We start from the raw sequence: 20863 nt of genomic DNA, 5'->3' as shown, positions 1-20863 counted from the left end.
TTAAAGGTTCTATAAGTCCTTTATGTTTATATCCCAATTTAATCACCGTCTTACTTTTAAGTTATACTTATTCATTGCTTTATCAATGCCATCCGTTACAAACATAGTTGTAGCATCTACAGCATCCTTAAATCTAGGCCCTATTATTTTAAGATCATCTTCTGAAAATCTACCTAATACATAATTAGCCAAGTCCCAACCTGCTGGTTTTTCACCAACACCAAACTTAAGCCTTGAGAAATCTTGTGTACCTATGTGTGCAATAATACTTTTAATCCCATTATGCCCACCAGCACTACCATTTTTACGCAGGCGTAGTTGTCCTACTTCTAAAGAAACATCATCAAAAATAACAAATACCTCTTCATTGGTTATTTTATGAAAGTCCATACAAGCCCTTACAGCTTCGCCACTTAAATTCATATAGGTTTGAGGCTTCATTAAGATAACACGCTCACCTTTAATATTAGCTTCCCCAATTAAAGCTTTATATTTACTTTTCGTTACTTGTATATTATACGCTTCTGCTAAGCTATCTATCACTTCAAAACCAATATTATGTCTTGTGGCTGCATATTGCAGGCCTGGATTTCCTAGTCCTACTATTAATTTCATTTTTTCCCACCTATCTTTTATAACTACCAATATATCTTTATAACTTGCTATATCATATTTAAATGTGGCAGTTTTTTATAGTTTATCTGTATTTCTATCATATCATTCTTTTTTCAAATGTATAACAACAATATTATATATTACAATTTACTTTATGCAAATAAAAAACATCTTGGCTAGGAGGGAGGATTATCTCCGGCCAAGATGCTTTTTAGCTTAGCAAATTACTTTTTAGTAAATGATATACTAGTCTCTTTGCTAGTTATTGCTTTAATGTCATCATAGTAAATACTTCCTGTTAACTTATAAGTATCTGCATCTGCTCCTTCTGGCAAAATGGTATTGCACCATAATCCAAAGCCTTCAATCTTAGTTGAATCAAATACAGCATTTGCATCATCTCTACCTACAAAGCTACTAAATGGTATAGTTACTAAGATAGGTCCTGTAGCCTTGTTATATGCTTCATAGTCATTTAAGTATACCTCAAATACATTGCCACCTGATGTCACTTGAATAACAACCTTTTTATTCTTTCCATCTGGAATAGTCCATAACTGTAATGCATTTTGCTTAGACCAATCTACATTATTGAGACTCTTTGTAACACCAATATAACCGCCTGCTACAAGGTTATACTTAAATTCCAGTCCATATTTTCCTGCATACTTCTTATCACTTAAGCTTGGTGCCAATGTACAACCGGTTCCTTTTCCTATACTCCAACTTGTATTTAGAACTTCATTATCTCCATAGTAATCATCGAAAGTATCTACTACTGTAGGTACATAAACAGGTTCTGGCATATTGAATTTACCATTTATTTTACTGATTTCTTTACCCTCTACAGTGAGGTTGATTGTCCCTGTAGTTTCACCTACTTTTTTAAGCTCTGCTTTTGTTAATTCTGACACATAAGCTCCAGAGGCATCTTTAGTTGCAGCTAAGGTTTTAACTACTTTTCCTGCCTTGTTTTTAATTGTAAAGTTAACTTTAGCTGTATCAATGACATTATTAACACTTGCTTTAATTGTTGTAGTATCTAATATACGACTACCTGATGTAGGATAAGTAATATATCCTGTTACATTAGTATTGTCCTTAACTTTTACAGAAAGCTTATTTAAATCTCCTACTTGTGCTGCAAATACAGATTTACTATTATTATAAAAATCAATAAAGTTATCTAGCATTTCATGTCCCTTCATGCTAGCTTCCGTCTTTTCTGTCACATATGGTGTATAATAACCACTGTTTGTTCCAAAGTTTGCCCATAGCAAGAAATAAGATGCCGAAGATGGTGCTATAGCTTCTAGCACTTCATTATACCAATCTTTCCTCTCATTTCCACCTTTAAGTAATACTTCATTTCCATTAGAAATACCTGTTTCTGTTACAGCGAACAATTTATTATGTTGTTGAGCAAATTGTTCTACAACAATAAGTTGCTTTTTAAAATTAGCAATAAAACTATCTCCTTCTGCTGGATATTGATGATACATATCAAAACCTACCATATCAACATAGTCATCTCCAGGATAGCGTTTTGCATAGTCAGTCACACTCTCTGCCTCTGATCCTGGTCCATATACATAGAGAATGTTATGTATCTGTTTTGTATCACGTAAATAGTCTACAGTATATTTATATAAGTTTTTGTAGGCCTCTTCATCACAGAAGGCTGCTCCCCACCAGAACCAACTGCCTGTATTTTCGTGGAAAGGACGTAGTAATATAGGTGTATCTCCCATTTCTTCCGCATAAGCTGCAATCATATCAAGATAAGCATTAAATAAATAATTGAGCTTTCCACCTGGCATAATCTTTTGAACAACATCCCCACTGGTAACCCATGAACCATCCACATTATTGCCTTCACTCAAGAAGTCTGCTTTTGTCCAATCTAGCGTGCCATCTTTCCCTGGTTTATTAGCTATACGGTCAGCAATAATAGTAAAGTTAGGCATGTGTGCTGAAACAGTTATAATAGCACCTTCTGCTACTGCCTCCTTATTCATTTTAGCGCATGCTTCTATACGTTGTTGACTAGTCATGCTTGTAGGGTACTGATTTTCAAGTCCACCAGGAAACTCATTTCCAGCTAAAGACAAAGTATCAATTCCCACTACAGCAGAAATAGAGCCTGTCACATCTTTTGTATCTGAATTACTTAATTTCTTATTGCCTGCTTTATGATGTGTATCATTTTGATGACCATACAATACACTATCCGATTTGCCTACGGCTTCTAAATAAGCATATAATTGAGCTACTGAATCTACTGCCTTGTCATCTACCAATTTAACTTCCTTAGATGTATTCATCTGCTTACCATTTGAAACAATAGAATTGGCATTAACCTTAATAGCTGTTTGAGTTTTCACTTTTTGTGTTGCTTCTACAATCACAGGTTCTGTAATAGCAGCTTTACCATTAGTAAGTTTGACATTATCTAGATAAATCTTACCTTTATAATCACAATTACTAGCAGCTAAACAAGGTACTACTGCTTTTAAACCTTTTATTTGTTCAATCTCTTTTCCAAATGAAATGGAAACATTAGCACTTTTATAACCATTTCCCATTGAAGTAAATGCGCTTACTGCAATTTCTGGAATTGTTTCACACTGAGTCCAAGTCCAATCATTCCCCATTTTAGCTACAGCTTGTGCTTTAAATACACCTGTAAAAGTACTTTTTTCTGGAATAATCAAATCAAAACTCAAGGTTGCTCCAGCATTAATTTGGTCAGCATACTCATAATATAAGTCTTGTTGAAAAACAGTAAGCCATGAGTTATTAATATCACCTTCCAATTCAAATCCTAATGCTTTGTTCCCTCCTATGTCCTCTGCTGATGCTTCTTTTTCAAAATCATTCTCATAAATCATTGCGCTTTCCCCTGATGCACCAAATACTTGAGCTGTAGGTAAGATTGGCACTATCATAGTCGCTGCCATAAGAGATGCCCATACCCTTTTTAACTTCTTATTATGCATTTAAAATACCCCCTTCTATATGTTTAAATGCATTATATCACATATTATTAGTTAGAAAAATATATTTTTAAATATATTTTTCTAAATTATTTAGTATTTTTTACTTATCAAATTTTAAATTGTAAGGTTTTTTTAATTTAATTAGTAAATTATTTTATATTTAAAGCACTATTTATGTACATTTTTTGAATATAGATATTTCTTAGCGCACCTCCCCCTCCTCATAGATTTTTTTTGCTCTACACTCTTTTTTATTACTGCCCCGCTCATTTTAACTAATATTATACTTTATTTACAATAAACATTAGTTTTTTTAACCTTAAATTTTATTAGTTAGCTATTAATTCTATCGCATTTAGATAGATTCTATGTAACGCTCCTTATTGCTGTCCTTTTATCTATATCAGTTCAAAATATGTTATATACAATACAAAATAATACTTTTTGTTAATAAAAAAAGAGATAATCCATAAAAGGACTACCTCTCTTTACTCTAATCAAATAATTTAGATACTGATAAATCTTCGTGTATGCGTCTGATTGCATCTGCAAAAATTGGAGCAACTGAAATCTCTTTAATTTTTGCAATTCTTTTCTCTTCTGGTATAGCAATTGTATTAAGCACTACTAATTCTTCAATAGCAGAAGCTTCTATTCTTTCTAACGCAGGACCTGAAAGCACACCATGTGTACAACAAGCATATACAGCTGTTGCCCCTCTTTCTTTAAGTGCATTTGCAGCATTGCAAATAGTTCCTGCTGTATCAATCATATCGTCAATTAAGAGAACACGTTTACCATTAACATCACCAATGATATTCATAATTTCAGATACATTTGCTTTTGGTCTTCTCTTATCAATAATCGCTAAAGGTATATCGAGTTTAGTAGCAAAAGATCTGACTCTACCCACACTACCTAAGTCTGGTGATACAGCCACTACATCTTCTGTTTGATCACCAAATTTATCCGCATAGTATTTAGTTAAAAGTGGCATACCTACTAAATGATCTACTGGAATGTTAAAGAACCCTTGAATTTGTGAGCAGTGTAAGTCCATTGTAAGTACTCTGTCAGCACCAGCTGTTTGCAGAATATCTGCTACAAGTTTTGAACTAATTGGATCTCTAGCTCTTGTTTTTCTATCTTGTCTTGCATAACCATAGTATGGGATAACTGCCGTAATACGCCCTGCTGAAGCACGTTTCATGGCATCAATCATAATAAGCAATTCCATAAGATGTTCATTAGCTGGAGTAGAAGTTGGTTGGATAATATAAACATCGGTACCACGTACTTTCTCGTCAATTTTAACGCTTATTTCTCCATCACTAAATTTCATAACCTCTGATTTACCAAGTGTAACGTCTAATCCTTGTGCGATTTCCTTAGCAAGCTGGGGGTGAGCATTACAAGTAAACACTTTAATATCAGTGTAATTTCTAATCATTTGATTGAGTCCTCCTTCAATAATCGACCATGTATTCCGCAAAATATTATATCATATTGTATACAGGATGCAAAGCATACAAACCATTTTAATGACAATTAACAATTTTTTCTTGTTTTTTTACTTATTTTTGTCGCTTTTTTGCTACCCAGTTTTCCTTGTTTTCTTGTTTTGCTCTAGCTATAGCTAAGCTATCTTTAGGAACAGTTTTAGTAATAGTAGACCCTGCCGCTGTATAAGCATTATCTTCCACAGTTACAGGCGATACTAAATTTGTGTTACATCCTATAAAAGCATTGTCTCCAATTATTGTACGATGCTTTTTCTGCCCATCATAATTAACAACTACACTGCCACAGCCAAAGTTGACATTTTTACCTACATCAGCATCTCCTACATAAGTCAGATGAGATATTTTAGTCCCATCACCAATATTAGCATTTTTAATTTCTACAAAATCCCCTACCTTAATGTTTTTACCGATATGAGAATTTGGTCTAATATAAGCAAAAGGTCCTACATGTGTTCCTTCATCTACAAAACTATCTGTTATAACGCTAATTTCTACCTCAACCTGATCTGCTAGAGTAGTATTTTTTAATTTGGAATGATAACCAATACGGCACCCTTCTCCAATAGCAGTTTTTCCTTCTAGCATACAGCCTGGTTCAATAATGGTATCTTTGCCAATAATAACATCTGACTCAATATAAGTGCTCATCGGATCAATGAAGGTAACACCATTTGCCATATGCTTTTCATTAATACGTTTCTTCATCACCTCTGTTACAGCTGCTAGTTGAACTCTTGAATTAACACCTGCAATGTCATCAGCTTCCCTTGTAGCAATAGCATTTACCTTGTGGCCATCTTTTAATAGTATTTCGATTGTATCAGTTAAATAATACTCGTTTTGTACATTATTATTCGTAAGTTTAGATAAAGCATATTTTAGAAGTTTCGCGTCAAAAGCATACATACCACCATTAATCTCTTTGATTGCTTTTTCTTCTTCAGTAGCATCTTTTTGTTCAACAATTTTTACCAAATTGCCATTAGTATCTCTTACAATACGGCCATAGCCTGTTGGGTCATCCATCATAGCCGAAAGTACTGTAATCACATTATTATTATGATGATGAAAATCTAACATATCTTGTAAAGTTTCCTCAGTAACTAACGGCGTATCCCCACATAAAATAAGTACTTCATCAGCACTTTCAATAAAGTCCATAGCTTGCATAACAGCATGCCCTGTTCCTAATTGCTCTTTTTGAAGTACATAGCTTACATCTTCCCCTAATGCATTTTTAACATCTTCTGCTTTATGTCCTACAATTAAACAAACCTCTTCTACTCCTACTGCTTTTGCTGCTAATATAGGATATTCCACTAGGCTTTTTCCAAACACTTTATGAAGTACTTTTGAACCATTTGATTTCATACGTGTGCCTTGACCAGCCGCTAGAATTAATGCCTTTGTTTTCATTTAAAATCTTCCTTTCACGTTTCTACTTCTAAGCTATTCTCTCACTTTATAATCATTTATGCAACAAAAAAATGTCCTAAAAGCATAACCTTTAGGACACTCTTCATATGTAATTATTCTTCAGCAGTTAAATCGCTATCATCAGCAATAGCAACCTCATCTGATAATAATACCATTTCATATTTTTCTAACACTTGATTTTGAATACGATCTCTTGTTTCTGAATTAATAGGATGAGCAATATCTCTGAACTCCCCATCTAAAGTCTTACGGCTTGGCATTGCAATAAAGCGTCCTTTATCCCCTTCAATTACTTTGATATCATGAACAACAAATTCATTATCAAAAGTAACAGACACAACTGCTTTCATTTTGCCATCCTTATTGATTTTTCTTACTCTAATATCTGTGATTTCCATTAGCAAATCCTCCCTGTTATTAACTAGTGCCATGTTGGCTATCCTATTAATATTGTATTATTATTTGAATTATATGATATTTTTAAGAAATAGTCAATATTTTTTTATTTTGACTTATAATTCCATCATGCATAAGGCATTTACAACATATACTAGTAACTTAATCACTTTTTTTTAGCGTTATTAAACAATATTTCTTTTTTCCAAAAGAATAATATTGTCTTTTGTTCCAATTACTTTCTGTCCATCAGATACAAAAACTTGTTTATCTAGAATAGCATTTTCAATGATACATCCCTTACCAATGGTAGCTCCTTCCATAATGATAGAGTCTTTAACCTTTGTCCCTTCACCAATAAATACTTTTCTAAAAAGTACAGAGTTTTCTACCTGCCCATTAATAATATCACCTCCACTAACAATGCTATTAAGCACTTTAGCTTGTACATTAAACTTTGTTGGTGGCTCATCTTTAGCTTTTGTATAAATATAAGGGTAGGTATTAAAGAATAGATTTCTTACTTCAGGTGTCAAGAAATCCATATTAATGCGATAGAATTCATTAATATCTCTTATTCTCCTCCAATAGCCTTCAAAGTGATAACCATAAATTTTAAGCTTTTTACGGTAACGAATGATAATATCACTTACTAAATTGTATCTTCCTTCTACTTCCAGTTGTTCTAGAAGTTTAATGAGTAATTCTCTACTCATTACATATACCCCTAAGGAAACGGTAGTAAACTGTGGGTTAAGTGGTTTTTCTTCAAAGTCGATCATTTGTTTATTTTCATCTAACCCAATAACACCATAGTCTTCTACATTATACGTATTCATATCCTTATATGCGATTGTAATGTCCGCATTACGTTGTTCATGATACTTAATAATCTTTTCATAATCCATCTTATAAATTTGTTCCCCTGAAGTAATAACAACATACGGCTCATTACTTTTCTTTAGGAAATCAATGTTTTGGAAAATAGAATCTGCTGTTCCTCTAAAACCATAGGTTTCTTGATTAAGCATGGTCGGTGTGAATAAAAAAAGTCCTGTCTTTTTTCTACCAAAATCCCACCATTTAGATGAACCAATATGATCCGCCAATGATCTCGCACTATATTGAGAAATAACTGCTACTTTTTTAATCCCTGAATTACTTAGGTTACTTAAAGCAAAGTCAATTGCTCTATAAGAACCACCAATAGGCATAGCTGCAACATTTCTTTGTTTGGTTAATACCCCTAGTGAATTCCTTTTTCCACCCGCTAATATGATTCCGATAGCTCTCATGTTTTCCCCTCCTACACAATAAGTGAATGTCCGCTTTCTAATTCGCCGTTTACATAGTGTTCTTGTAGTGTATGACCACCAACTTCACAGTTCTTACCAATCTTAACATTGTCAGGAATAACTGTGTTATCACCTATAGCTGTTATACCGCTATAATAAATATGCGGTTTGGTAACATGTGGGACAGCTTCTCCTACTCCTATATATGTATTCTCACCTATTTCTGACTTTTCAGAAACCACACAGTGATCTAAATTAGCCCCTTTTCTTACTATTGTTTCTCCCATAACAATAGAATTTTTAACAACAGCACCTTCTTCAATAATAACTCTTGGTCCTAGTACAGAATTATAAACTTGACCATAGACTTCACAGCCTTCTGCTACAAGTGATTGCTCTAATATAGCATCGACTCCTATATATTGTGGTAATTGATGTTCTATATTCGTATAAATTTTCCAAAACTCATCATAAAGATTAAAAACAGGCACGGTTTCAGTTAATTCCATATTTGCTTTCCAGTAAGCTTCAATAGTACCAATATCCCTCCAATAATCATTGAAACGATAGGCAAATACATTTTTCTCCCCATTAATCATCTCTGGAATAATATGTTTTCCAAAATCGCTATGCTCATGGATAGTATTATCTTTTATAAGTGCTTCCTTAAGTACCTTCCATGTAAAAATATAAATACCCATAGAAGCCAAAGTACTTTTTGGTTGTTTAGGCTTTTCTTCGAATTCCACAATACGCCCTGTTTCATCTGTATTCATAATACCAAATTGATCAGCAATTTCTAAAGGTACATCAATAACTGCAATAGTGGCATCTGAATTATTTTTCTTATGTTCCTCAAGCATAGCACTATAATCCATCTTATAAACATGGTCACCAGACAGAACCAATATATACTCCGGATTATATTCATCTATATAACGAATATTGTGATAAATTGCATTAGCTGTTCCTGAATACCACGAACCTTCATTTCCCGTTTTTAAGAAAGGTGGTAGTACAGTTACACCACCATTTCTTCTATCTAGATCCCAAGGAATACCTATTCCTATATGCTTAGTTAGAAGTAATGGTTCATATTGAGTAAGCACCCCTACCGTATCAATGCCTGAGTTGATACAGTTACTAAGTGGGAAATCTATTATTCTATATTTTCCACCGAACATAACAGCAGGCTTTGCAATCTGTTTTGTCAGAATGCCCAACCTGCTTCCTTGTCCCCCTGCTAATAACATAGCAATCATTTCTTTCTTATTCATGCAATCCCTCCTACCTTTTGTATGCCGAGTTTATTCTTGAATAATTTCTTGCCTATTACGTATTAGCATTGTACCATTTTCCCATTTTTTTTACAATATTATATCAATATATATTTTTAAAAATTTAACAAAAATATCTGATTTTTTTCTACTTGACTTCTACTCTACATTATAAATATCTACAACCTTATTATTCTCATCCACTGTATCTAACCATAATAGTGTTTTAAAATCTTCTACCACCTTTTTCTCAGGATTTTTAGTAGCCATTAAAACACCTATCCCTACCATTTCTGCTTCAAATTCTTGCATTAAATCAATAATTCCTTTTGCAGTTCCTCCTGCTTTCATAAAGTCATCAATAAACAGTACTTTTGAACCTTTTTTAATTGCTTTTGTAGAAAGGCACATGGTTTTTATACGATGATTACTTCCTGTAATGTAATTCATATGAATAACAGTTCCATCTGTTAACTTACTTTGATTGCGTACCACTACCATTGGTTTATTTAAAATCATCGCTGTCATCAAAGCAATAGGGATTCCCTTTGTTTCTACCGTGATAATATAATCTACTTCCACATCCTTAAATAAGCTTGCTAAAGCTCTTCCAATATTTTTAGAAATAGTTGGAGAGTATAATAAGTCATTTGTATAAATGTACCCTCCTGGAATAATTCTTTCCGAATGATTAATCATTTCACAAAGTTCATTAGTGAACTCCCTAATCTGCTCTTTAGTCATTAATGGATTATAGTATACCCCCCCTGCTGCACCTGATATTGTTTCTATATTTCCTAAATCATATTGTGCAAAGATATCTTTAACTACATCAAGATCTTCACTTATAGTAGATTTAGCACAGTCAAATATATTGCAAAAATGAGTAAGTGTAAAAATTTTGTTAGGGTTATTAGTCAGGATATTTGTAATCACACTAATACGATCATGCTTTTGTACTTTTCTCATTATATTTCTCCTTTTCTAAGCTAAATTGCTTTCTTCTATTATAAACACAAAACCGAATATTTAAAAGCATTACATGAAAAACATTCACCTTTCAAAAAAAATTTGTTTATTATTTTATTCTTGGTATATAATTATAAAATAATATGATGCATAATATGATATAAGGCATCATTTTTAAAGAATAATAATTTATTCATTGAAAGGACTAATACTATGTCAAACATCAATTCTTTAATAGGTAAGAAGAAAATACATTTTATCGGCATCGGTGGCATTAGCATGAGCGGGCTAGCTGAAATTGTTCATTATAAAGGTTATGAGGTAACAGGCTCTGATATGAAGGCCTCAATAACAACTAAACACCTTGAAGATTTAGGCCTTACTATTTATTACGGCCATGATAAAAATAATATTGCTGATGATGTAGATCTTATCGTTTATACTGCTGCTATCCATGAAGATAATCCAGAGCTTCAGTTAGCTCATGAAAAACATATTACAACTATTACACGTTCTAAATTCTTAGGCATTCTTATGAAGCACTTTGATATTCCCATTTGCGTATCTGGTACTCATGGTAAAACAACTACCACATCTATGTTAGCTCATGGATTAATGGCTGCTGACCTTGACCCCACTATTACAGTAGGTGGTATTTTAAAAGCTATTCACGGAAATATTCGCATTGGGCAATCACCTTACTTTTTGACTGAAGCTTGCGAATACTGTGATAGTTTCTTAGACTTTTTCCCTCAAATAGGTATTATTCTTAATATAGAAGAAGACCATATGGACTACTTCAAAGATATTAATCAAATCCGTCGTTCTTTCCAGAAATTTTCAAGTAAAATTCCAAGCAACGGTTTCCTTGCTATTAACGGAAAAGTTCCAAATCTAGATGAGTTTACGGCTCCTCTTTCATGTAAAACAGAAACCTTTGGTATTGGTAGTCATTATAATTGGACTGCTGAAAATATTGCTTTTAACGATAAAGCTTGTGCTAGCTTTGATGTTTATTATAACGAGACCTTTATGACACATTTAGACCTTCATGTTCCAGGGCAACATAATATTTTAAACGCTTTAGCTGTTTGCAGTGTCTATCATTTTCTTGGTCTTGAACTTCATTTATTAGGAAAAGGACTTGAGGCATTCACAGGTGCTGATCAACGTTTTGAAATTAAAGGTAAAATTAATGATATTACCATTGTAGATGATTATGCCCACCATCCAACTGAAATTGCTGCTACTTTAGAAGTAGCAAAAGCTTATCCTCACAATCACCTATATGTTGTTTTTCAACCTCATACTTATACAAGAACAAAAGCTTTCCTTGATGACTTCGCTGCAGTCTTAAGTTCCGCTGAAAATGTTATTATTACAGATATTTATGCTGCCAGGGAAAAAAATCCTGGGGATATCTCTGCAGAAGATATCATCAAAAAAATCAACAAAAAAGGCAAGAATGCTCTTTACATGAAAGACTTTGAACAAATCGCTAACTACTTAAACGAGCATACTGTCCCAAATGATTTAGTCATTACCATGGGGGCTGGAAATGTGAATCAAATAGCAGGCCTTTTATTAAACAAATAGTTATCAACAAAACCGCCTGACGATTATCCACACCCTGTGTGAATAATCGTCAGAGTTATCAACAAAAATCACTTAAAATCTCCACAGCCCTACGGAGATTTTATTTTTTTGCTTATCATATTTTCTTCATTTTGTGCTATAATACTAACACATCAAATAAATACTTATGAAGGAGGTGTCCCTATGGCATATATTAAATATAAAGTAGCCAAACAACCTTTCGTACATGTTCCTTATTGGTTCATTTCTGACTATATGCCTAAGGCACTTAGTGGTTATACTAAAGTTTATCTTTATTTACTAGCTATCTTTTCAGATACTTCTGCCCCTCCTCTTTCTCTAGAAGAGGTAAGTAACCATCTTGATATGCTTTACTCTGAAGTACTACAAGCACTTAAATACTGGAATGACCAAGGTGTAATTTGCTTTTCTGAACTCTCTCTAGATGAATTTGATTTAGAATTCTACTTTGAAAAACCTAAAGCAAAAGAGGACTCACCTGCCCTTCCTATTTCTAAAACCATTATTAGACAAACTAGACCGGAATATCGTACTGAGGAAATTAATCTTTACTTAGAAGATAGCCCTGCTGTGCTTAAGCTCTTTAAAGTAGCCGAAGAATATTTAGGCAGACTCCTTACTATCACAGATCAAAAGATACTTTTCAGCCTCTATGATTGGTTACATATGCCCTTTGACCTTATTGAGTTTCTCATCGAACATTGTGCTTCCAATAACCATAGAGCCATTCACTATATTGAAAAAGTAGCTATAAGTTGGGTAGATGAAGGCATTACTACGGTAGCTGCTGCTAAAGAAAAGGTAGCCATGGATAAACGATATTTTAAAATTTTAAATAGCTTAGGTGCATCTAAAAGTACTCTTACTTCTGCTGAACGTAATTGTATGAATAAGTGGTTTGATACTTATCATTTTAATATGGATATTATTTTAGAAGCTTGCAAACGAACTGTTATGCAGACCAATAAACCTAGTTTAAACTATGCAGATTCAATACTAACTTCTTGGTATACAGATAAGGTAAAATCTCTTGAAGATATTAAAGCTTTAGACAAAGCCCACGAAAGTAAAAAGGCTTTAAACACACCAACCTCTTCGATTACACCTATCTCAAACAAGGTATCTCAATTTAACAATATGTATTCACATGATTGGGATTTTGATGAGCTAGAGAAATTGCAACGTGAACATATCACACGAAAGCTAAATGGAGGAAACTAACATGACCAATAAGGAATTATATTATAAACAGCTCCTAAGGCAATATGATCTTAAACGTTCAGCGGCTCACCAAGCTAAATTAAAACGCACTGCTGAAATTTATGAGAAAATCCCTCGCATAAAAAAAATTGATGAAACTTTAAATGATAGTGGTGTTAAATTAGTGCGTAGTATGCTATCACCTCAGGGTAGTCAGTCTATCGAAGATTTTAGAAGTCATACAGATGAGCTTATTCGCACAAAAAAAATGCTTCTAGTAGAAGCAGGCTATACACCTCATTACTTAGAGCCTCACTATGATTGTGAGGAATGTAAAGATACAGGCTTTGTAGGTAATAAACCTTGTAATTGTTTTCGCCAAGCACTGATTAATATTGCTTATGAACAATCTAACTTAAAGCACATTTTAAACATCGAAAACTTTGATCATTTCACTTTAGATTATTACTCTAAAGAAATAGATCCTAAAGCTGGCACTTCGCCTTATAATAATATGTATGAAAACCAACAAGTTTGTGCGGGGCTTATTGAAAAATTTGAAACCGAAAAACAAAATCTTTTACTCTATGGTCCAACGGGTCTAGGTAAAACCTTTTTATGTAACTGTATTGCTAAAGAACTTCTCGATCAAGGTTATACTGTACTTTATTTTACCGCACCACAGTTATTTAAACTTTTTGAGGAATCTCGTTTTCATAGAGAAGACATGCAAGAGGCTTCAAAGGAGACCCTAAATACCCTATTTGATGTAGATTTGCTTATCATTGATGATTTAGGAACGGAATCAGTTACCACTTTAACCATAAGTGATTTATTTAACGTTATCAATAGTCGTTATTTAAACCAGACCTCTACAATCATTTCTACCAACCTTACACCAAAAGAATGGAAAGATCGTTATTCAGAACGAATCGTCTCTAGAGTATTTGGCAATTATGAACCTCTTAAATTTATCGGTACTGACATTCGTATGGTAAAGAAATATGGTAAAACCCATAAAAAATAATTCCTATTTATGAAGGAGGAAGTATTTAAAGCTACTGGCTTTAAGTACTTCCTCTTTTTTATATCTATCTTTAATGATATTTTGGACGACTTCTTAATATACATATTTATATAGCATGACTAGGAGGTTATTATGTTTCATACTATTAGTCTTTCAAAATCTGACCCAACCCCTTTATATATACAATTAGCTTCAGAACTTGCTAAACTTATTCAAGGTAATTTTCTAACTCAAGGAATGAAACTTCCTACAATCCGCTTTTTGTCTAAGCAACTTTGTATTAATCGTGATACTGTGGTGAGTGCTTATAAACTTTTAGAAAATCAAGGTCTTGTAGAAAGTCACATTGGAAAAGGAACTTATATCAGCACCCATCCTATATCTACAACAACCACTTTACCACTAGATTCCATTTCTCAAATCTGCTGTAGTCATATTGGTGTACCTAAAACCTTTTTTCCTTCTTCTCTTTGCTTAGATTTAGCTACTGAAATTGTCAAAAAAGAGAATTGGGAAGCTTTCAACGACCCTCTTTATAGAGAAAGGCATCTTCTTAAAAGTACTGTTTCTAATTTTTTAAAACAACTAGGTATTCCTCATCACTATGCTCAAGTACGTATTATTAAAACCATGGATCAATTCTTACTAGATCTATTTAAAGATTCTCCTAAAACAGGCATTTGTGTTGAAGCCATTAGAGACTTATCTTGGTCCTGCTATCTTCGCTCTTTAGGTGCCAAGATTTATGAAACGCCACTCACAGCCGAAGGTATAGACTTAAACATCCTTGAAAAGCATTTACATACTGGTAATATTGCTTATATTTTTATTACATCCCAACTTCAAAACCCTACCGGACTCTGTTATGGAAAAAACTGCAAAAACCAGCTTATTGAACTAGCTAAGAGATATAACTGTACCATTATAGATGACATAACTTACGCTTCCTTTATGTATGATTCTTCCGTTCCTTTTTACGAGGACGATGCACCTATTATCTACATTCATCAGTTTTCTAAGCTTTACTTGCCTTATATGAACTATACTTTTGCCATCTTACCTCTCTCTTTTATTAAAAGATTAAGAGATCCTATTGAATGCAGCTTCAATGAACGTTTATTACGTCACTATCTTAGCTCATCTGAATTAAAAACGATTGAGCATACTATTCTTATGGCTTATAAGGAGCACTATGCACTACTTTCAGATGCCTTAAAGCAACTACCAATTCGTTTAACTACCCATAATGGTGGTGCTTTCTTTTGGCTTCGTGTTCCTATAAAGCAGTATGATATCCTTTGTCAATACTTACTTGAACATGAAATCATTATTTCTCCTGGTGACTTATTTTCTACAACTTCTTTGAAAGGTTATTTTCGTCTATCTATTACCCACTTGGATTCCTCCCAAATCTATCAAGTTATTCACGTCCTTAAAAACTTTTTTATTACGTTATAATATTATATTATGAGACAATAAATAAAGGAGCATAGTGATTATGCTCCTTTATTTATTGTCTCATAATACCTAACAATTCCTAGATAAATACTCCATGCCACTCTATCTTGATAGGTCTCACTATTCAAAAGCTTTTCTTCCTCTGGATTGGTTAAAAACCCACATTCTACTATTACAGCTGGAATAAGAGTTGCCCTTAATACATAATAATTAGTATTACTTTTTACTTCTCGTTTATTCTGAGGGTCTGCATATTCTTTTATACTCTTTTGTATGGCTTCTGCTAATGCTTTTCCTTTTTCCGATTGACTGTTATAAAAAATTTGTGCTCCTTTTACACTAGGTTGAGTAAAAGAATTTTGATGTATACTAACTAATATATCTCCTCCTTCAGCTAATTTCTTTCTTTCTACCATATCCTTGCTCTTGTATTTAACACCATCCATACCATCCACATCATCATCAGTTGTTCTCGTCATAATGACAACTGCACCTGCTTGCTCTAAATAATCTCTAAGTTTTAAAGAAATTTGTAAATTTAAATCCTTTTCATCTGCTCCATTTATACCCGGTTTCCCTGGATCAAACCCTCCATGTCCTGGATCAACAATAATAATCTTAGATGCAATAGAAAGCCCAGAGGTTTCTATTGCTGTTGTGGCAAATTTAAAGTAAGAGGCAATAGCAATAATTCCTACTAAAGCACCCATGAATAATGGTACTTTTATTTTTATCATCTTGACACCCCCTAATGCTCTTTTCTATTTTTATGGATGTTGACAACTCTCTAATAGCATATGCAAAGAAAGGGTTGTCAATTCATATTATAGAATTAACCTACTGATTTTTATTATTTTTCTTCTTGTAAAAACTGCTTAAAGGCTGATTCTAGTCTATTGATATCTGAATGATGATAACAAAAATGGCCAGAATCACCTAGTATTATTATTTTACTGGTAACCAATTGTTGCTGTATCAACCTTATAACTCTCACTGGTACAAACTCATCTTTTTTTGATTGAATTACAAGAACAGGCTTTTTGATTTTGTTTAATTGCTTTTTGATATATGAAATTAAAATGAAAAGATCTATATATCTTGGAATCCACTTAATATACGTCCAGCTTTTTGTTTTTCCTACACCTATAGCTCTACACTCAGCAATAACATAAGGCTCTTTTTCAGAAAGTCTCCCCGTAGCGATTTTAATGGCCCCTTTAATAACTCTATACTTTAATTCAATAGCTAATGGCAGTGCAAAAAGTACTAAAGATTTTATTTTTCCCGGGAAATGCACTGCATATCCTATAGCTAATAAACTCCCCATGGAATGTCCAACTAAAATAATATATTTATACTCCCTTTCCATCTGTTGGACCTGCTTATTAACATAGTCGACCCATTGATTCAAATGTACTTTTGCAAATGTTTCACCTGTTTCTCCATGTCCTGGTAACAATAAAATTAGAACTGAATATCCTTCTTTATACGCTATAGACCCTAAATTTCTAAATTGCATATTGCCTTCTAGTATCCCATGAATAAAAATAACTACAGTATCTGAAAACGGTCTTTTCTTATAATATTCTTTTTGATGCCTGTGTAATGTCCATCTATCAATATAGTGCATGCTTTTATTCCTTTTATCTCTTTTAGTCAAAAAAAGCAAAGACTTTTTTATAAGCCTTTGCTTTTTTTCACTTTCCTATTCTTTTTATTATTTAACTTGTCCAAGTACATCCCATATATCAGCACTCTCTAAGCCTAATTTCCACGCACCGTAGCCTGCAAGTTCATATTTCTCCATAATTGCTATCCGTTTACTAATCGAACTATAATCTTCAATCCATAATTTATAGGTTGTCTGATCTTTTTCTACTTCAGCATAATTTTGCCCGCTTATGGAATCTAGTTGTGGGATAACTCCCCATTTATCCACTAACTGTTTTGCTGAAGTCATACCATATGGTGTTGATGATAGACCTTCACTTGTTTCTGTCCATAGTCTTGTGTAGAAAGGTATTCCTAACACTAACTTTTCCTTTGGTACTTCTTTTAGTGTATTTTGAATACCCTCATCTACCCAACTAATTTCTGATACAGATCCAGCTGTCTCTGAACCAGACCAATGTTGATCATATGCCATAACAATAAAGTAATCACTTGCTGCTGAGACTTTTTCTCTTTCATAATGCCCTGACCAATTTGATGGCATATATACGTCTACACTAACAATAAGACCTTCTGCTTTAAGCTGAGGATAAAGTTCTCTCATAAACTGTACCCATACTGCGCTAGTTTCATTCTGTATATTTTCAATATCAACATTAATACCATCAAATCCATATAACTTGGATTTATCAATAATCTGCTGAATAACATATTGACGTTTTTTACTACTTGAAAGAATTTCCTTAGTTAAGCCTGTATTAGTAAAGCTGTGGCTTATAATGGGCCATACTTGAAGTCCTCTATCATGGGCTGATTTAACATATTCCTTTGTCCCTCTATCTACTAATGCACCTGTTTCATCTCCAAATTCAAACCAAGTAGGCGAAATAACATTTAACTTATCTACATTAGCATATTTAGCAGAAGCCCAATTTCCTACATTGGCATTTGTCATTTGATCCCATGCTAGCTTAACAGTTTCTCCTAGTGGATTAATTGGCCAAGCTTCTACATCCGTTACTGCCTGAGCCTCTATAGTTTCTTTATGTTTTAAATGAGAAGAAGGTATATAACCAATAATGCCACTTTCACTTCTCACCCTAGCAAATCCATCTTCCTCGGCATAAAGAATAACCTTCTCACCTTTTCCTAAGTTTTCTACTACTGTTGATTTTTTTCTAGGATGTGTACGTAAGCTTGTTTTTCTTGAAATAGTAGCTTGCTCTTGCTCTTCTCTATCATCATAAGCTATAAATAATCGCCCATCTTTGCCTACTTCTATCCTTACTTTAAAAAAGTCTTCTAATAAATTAGCCGATACATAAAGCTCACCATCCTTTTCTGTCAATGGATAAGTCCCTTGTATACCTGCAAAACTAATTTTATTCTCTTGCTCTGGATAAAGCTTAACTACTTCTCTCACGTTTGTTAAAGTCATTACTTTTTCCGCTTCATCATAAAAAATAATATCACTTACATAAGTATTAGCAAAGGTATATGAAACATATATTTGATCATTTATAGTTATAACTGGTTCTTTTAAATTGATTCGTTCATCTTTATATACCAAGTTATTAGTATTATTCTTAAATTCATCAAAATATGTCAATGGGTCTACTAATTCCCCTACTGTTTGCACTCTATTTACAGTAAAATAAGCAGTTACGACTAACGCTACTGCTATTAATCCTAATATGATTTTTTTTAGCATCAATCTATCCTCCTCTAACTTCTATAGTATAACATATATTTCATTTTTCTACGTATTTCTGACCAAATTGTAATAAATATTATTTTATTGATTCTCTAATCAGCTTATGTTTATTTAATTATTTGACTATTCTTTATTAATCTATTATGCTTAAACTAACAATTCATTTAATATAAAGGAGCTGAAATGATTGAAATATAATAAGCGTCTTTTATTAACACCTCTTATTTTGTTATTAGCTACTGTTTTACTCGTAGGTTGTAGTTCCCCTATAGCTGCCAACTTCATCGCCCTTGATTTTTATGAGCTTATTGTTAAACAAAATGATAAGCCTATTATAGAAGTAGGTCTTTCTGAGGAAGTGGCCAAAACAACTACTACTCATATAACAACTACATTAAAACAAAATATTCAATCAGCCCTTACTACAGAAGATGGCGTTATGATCGATGAAACACAATTAAAAGATCTAACAGAAGCTTACTTATCAGCTTTACATCAGCTTAATGCTACCGCTATCGTTACTTCATCTGAGAACTCTAAAAAGTGTACTGTAAAACTATCAACCTCCTATCTTGACCACAAAGCCATTGACGATGTTGCTGTAAAGACTGCCTTAAAAACTATTGATATTAGTACCTACAAAGATGAAAACCTTTATTTACAAGATTTAACCAATACTTACATAGATGAATTGATAAAAGGCTATAAATCATCTAGCCCATCTACGGATGTTCATACACAAAGCTTTGAATTTAAACTAGAAAATAAAATATGGATACCTGTAGATTATGCCCATTTTCTTTCTTCTATTTGCACGATGATTACCTCTGATGATTCTATTTAAGATATTTTAAAGCAAATAACAATAAAAAGAGCTATATCCTAGAGATTAGTTTTATTAATCTCTAGGATATAGCTCTTTCTTACATTATCTGTCATCTTTATACTTAATGATTAATCTCTACTTCCAAATATTCTTACTAAACTAATAAAGATATTAATAAAGTCTAGATATAAGGTTAAAGCACCTAAAATACTTGCATTAGCTAATGCACCATTTGAATCTGCTTGTGCATAAGCATATTGTTTAATTTTCTGAGTATCCCAACCAATTAACCCAATAAAGATAAATACAGTTACATACATTAATGCCATTGTATAACCTGGTGTATTAATGAAGAAGCCTACAAACGTCGCAATAACAAGACCAAACAGTGCCATTACAAATAAACTACCAATCTTAGAAAGATCAGTCTTAGTAACGTAACCATAAATAGTCATAACGGCAAATACACCTGCAGTTACTAAAAACGCATAACCTATGGTTCCTATCTCATATAAAACAAATATAGATGATAAGGTAATACCATTAAGTACTGAATAAACAACAAACCAACCTTTTGCCGCTAAACTACTCATTTTATGTGCTCTTGCACTTAGGGCAATAACTACCACAACTTCTGCAATTGCAAATAACCAATAGCTTCTAATAACTGAATATAGCATATTTACATTACTTGCAACGTATAGTCCTGTAGCAGCAGTTATAAGTAATGCAACTGTCATCCAGCTATATACCCCTAACATGGTTTTCTTCACGGCAGCTTCTCTATTGCTTTGATCATAATAGGTTGTAAAATCTCTATTCATTCCATCTGAATTCAT

General features: G+C 33.0%; 17 protein-coding genes. 5 read left to right on the top strand and 12 right to left on the bottom strand.

Annotation, left to right across the window (positions count from 1 at the left end):
- Positions 1–42: 42 nt before the first annotated feature.
- The 8 genes from pth to purR form a co-directional block, all read right to left on the bottom strand.
- A complete protein-coding gene (gene pth, locus EKH84_RS08255) occupies positions 43–615 on the bottom strand; it encodes an aminoacyl-tRNA hydrolase (RefSeq protein ID WP_013656132.1) in 573 nt (190 codons plus the stop codon).
- A 224-nt stretch (positions 616–839) separates the two neighbouring features.
- Positions 840–3614 (bottom strand): glycoside hydrolase family 26 protein, encoded by a 2775-nt coding sequence (locus tag EKH84_RS08250; RefSeq protein ID WP_127065922.1) that lies wholly within the window; start codon positions 3612–3614, stop codon positions 840–842.
- A gap of 493 nt (positions 3615–4107) precedes the next feature.
- Complete coding sequence (locus EKH84_RS08245) at positions 4108–5064, bottom strand: ribose-phosphate diphosphokinase (RefSeq protein WP_013656130.1); 957 nt, start codon at positions 5062–5064, stop codon at positions 4108–4110.
- 124 nt (positions 5065–5188) lie between these two features.
- Positions 5189–6553 carry a bifunctional UDP-N-acetylglucosamine diphosphorylase/glucosamine-1-phosphate N-acetyltransferase GlmU gene (gene glmU / locus EKH84_RS08240; RefSeq protein ID WP_127065921.1) on the bottom strand — a complete coding sequence of 455 codons (1365 nt, stop codon included), beginning with the start codon at positions 6551–6553 and terminating at the stop codon, positions 5189–5191.
- A 113-nt stretch (positions 6554–6666) separates the two neighbouring features.
- Positions 6667–6972: a septation regulator SpoVG gene (gene spoVG, locus EKH84_RS08235; RefSeq protein ID WP_013656128.1), complete on the bottom strand. Its 306-nt coding sequence runs from the start codon at positions 6970–6972 to the stop codon at positions 6667–6669.
- 183 nt (positions 6973–7155) lie between these two features.
- On the bottom strand, positions 7156–8265 hold the full coding sequence (gene glgD / locus EKH84_RS08230) for a glucose-1-phosphate adenylyltransferase subunit GlgD (RefSeq protein ID WP_013656127.1): 1110 nt from the start codon (positions 8263–8265) through the stop codon (positions 7156–7158).
- Positions 8266–8276: 11 nt separating this feature from the next.
- On the bottom strand, positions 8277–9542 hold the full coding sequence (locus tag EKH84_RS08225; RefSeq protein WP_013656126.1) for a glucose-1-phosphate adenylyltransferase: 1266 nt from the start codon (positions 9540–9542) through the stop codon (positions 8277–8279).
- Positions 9543–9701: 159 nt separating this feature from the next.
- Positions 9702–10511: a pur operon repressor gene (purR, locus tag EKH84_RS08220; protein ID WP_013656125.1), complete on the bottom strand. Its 810-nt coding sequence runs from the start codon at positions 10509–10511 to the stop codon at positions 9702–9704.
- A gap of 213 nt (positions 10512–10724) precedes the next feature.
- Here purR and murC point away from each other — a divergent pair, with 213 nt between their 5' ends.
- The 4 genes from murC to EKH84_RS08200 all read left to right on the top strand — a co-directional run bounded on the left by murC (position 10725) and on the right by EKH84_RS08200 (position 15813).
- The gene (gene murC, locus EKH84_RS08215; protein WP_127065920.1) at positions 10725–12107 is read left to right on the top strand and encodes a UDP-N-acetylmuramate--L-alanine ligase; all 1383 of its coding nucleotides are present in this window, start codon (positions 10725–10727) and stop codon (positions 12105–12107) included.
- Between the two features lie 183 nt (positions 12108–12290).
- On the top strand, positions 12291–13349 hold the full coding sequence (locus EKH84_RS08210) for a DnaD domain protein (RefSeq protein ID WP_127065919.1): 1059 nt from the start codon (positions 12291–12293) through the stop codon (positions 13347–13349).
- Position 13350: 1 nt separating this feature from the next.
- Positions 13351–14355: an ATP-binding protein gene (locus EKH84_RS08205; protein WP_190283542.1), complete on the top strand. Its 1005-nt coding sequence runs from the start codon at positions 13351–13353 to the stop codon at positions 14353–14355.
- Between the two features lie 132 nt (positions 14356–14487).
- On the top strand, positions 14488–15813 hold the full coding sequence (locus tag EKH84_RS08200; protein ID WP_127065917.1) for an aminotransferase-like domain-containing protein: 1326 nt from the start codon (positions 14488–14490) through the stop codon (positions 15811–15813).
- 38 nt (positions 15814–15851) lie between these two features.
- Here the strand turns inward: EKH84_RS08200 and EKH84_RS08195 are convergent, their stop codons facing one another.
- The 3 genes from EKH84_RS08195 to EKH84_RS08185 all read right to left on the bottom strand — a co-directional run bounded on the left by EKH84_RS08195 (position 15852) and on the right by EKH84_RS08185 (position 19195).
- The gene (locus EKH84_RS08195; protein ID WP_127065916.1) at positions 15852–16550 is read right to left on the bottom strand and encodes an N-acetylmuramoyl-L-alanine amidase; all 699 of its coding nucleotides are present in this window, start codon (positions 16548–16550) and stop codon (positions 15852–15854) included.
- A gap of 113 nt (positions 16551–16663) precedes the next feature.
- The gene (locus EKH84_RS08190) at positions 16664–17443 is read right to left on the bottom strand and encodes an alpha/beta hydrolase (RefSeq protein WP_127065915.1); all 780 of its coding nucleotides are present in this window, start codon (positions 17441–17443) and stop codon (positions 16664–16666) included.
- An 87-nt stretch (positions 17444–17530) separates the two neighbouring features.
- The gene (locus tag EKH84_RS08185) at positions 17531–19195 is read right to left on the bottom strand and encodes a glycosyl hydrolase family 18 protein (protein ID WP_127065914.1); all 1665 of its coding nucleotides are present in this window, start codon (positions 19193–19195) and stop codon (positions 17531–17533) included.
- 190 nt (positions 19196–19385) lie between these two features.
- On the opposite strand from EKH84_RS08185, the gene EKH84_RS08180 reads away from it, so the two are divergent.
- A complete protein-coding gene (locus tag EKH84_RS08180; protein WP_013656117.1) occupies positions 19386–20042 on the top strand; it encodes a hypothetical protein in 657 nt (218 codons plus the stop codon).
- A 110-nt stretch (positions 20043–20152) separates the two neighbouring features.
- Here the strand turns inward: EKH84_RS08180 and EKH84_RS08175 are convergent, their stop codons facing one another.
- Positions 20153–20863, bottom strand: a complete 711-nt coding sequence (locus tag EKH84_RS08175) for a Bax inhibitor-1/YccA family protein (RefSeq protein WP_127065913.1) — start codon at positions 20861–20863, stop codon at positions 20153–20155.

It is taken from the genome of Cellulosilyticum sp. WCF-2, assembly GCF_003990395.1.
Taxonomy (GTDB): domain Bacteria; phylum Bacillota; class Clostridia; order Lachnospirales; family Cellulosilyticaceae; genus Cellulosilyticum; species Cellulosilyticum lentocellum.
The sequence above is the reverse complement of the archived record's forward strand: the minus strand, read 5'-3'. Positions and strand labels throughout refer to the sequence as shown.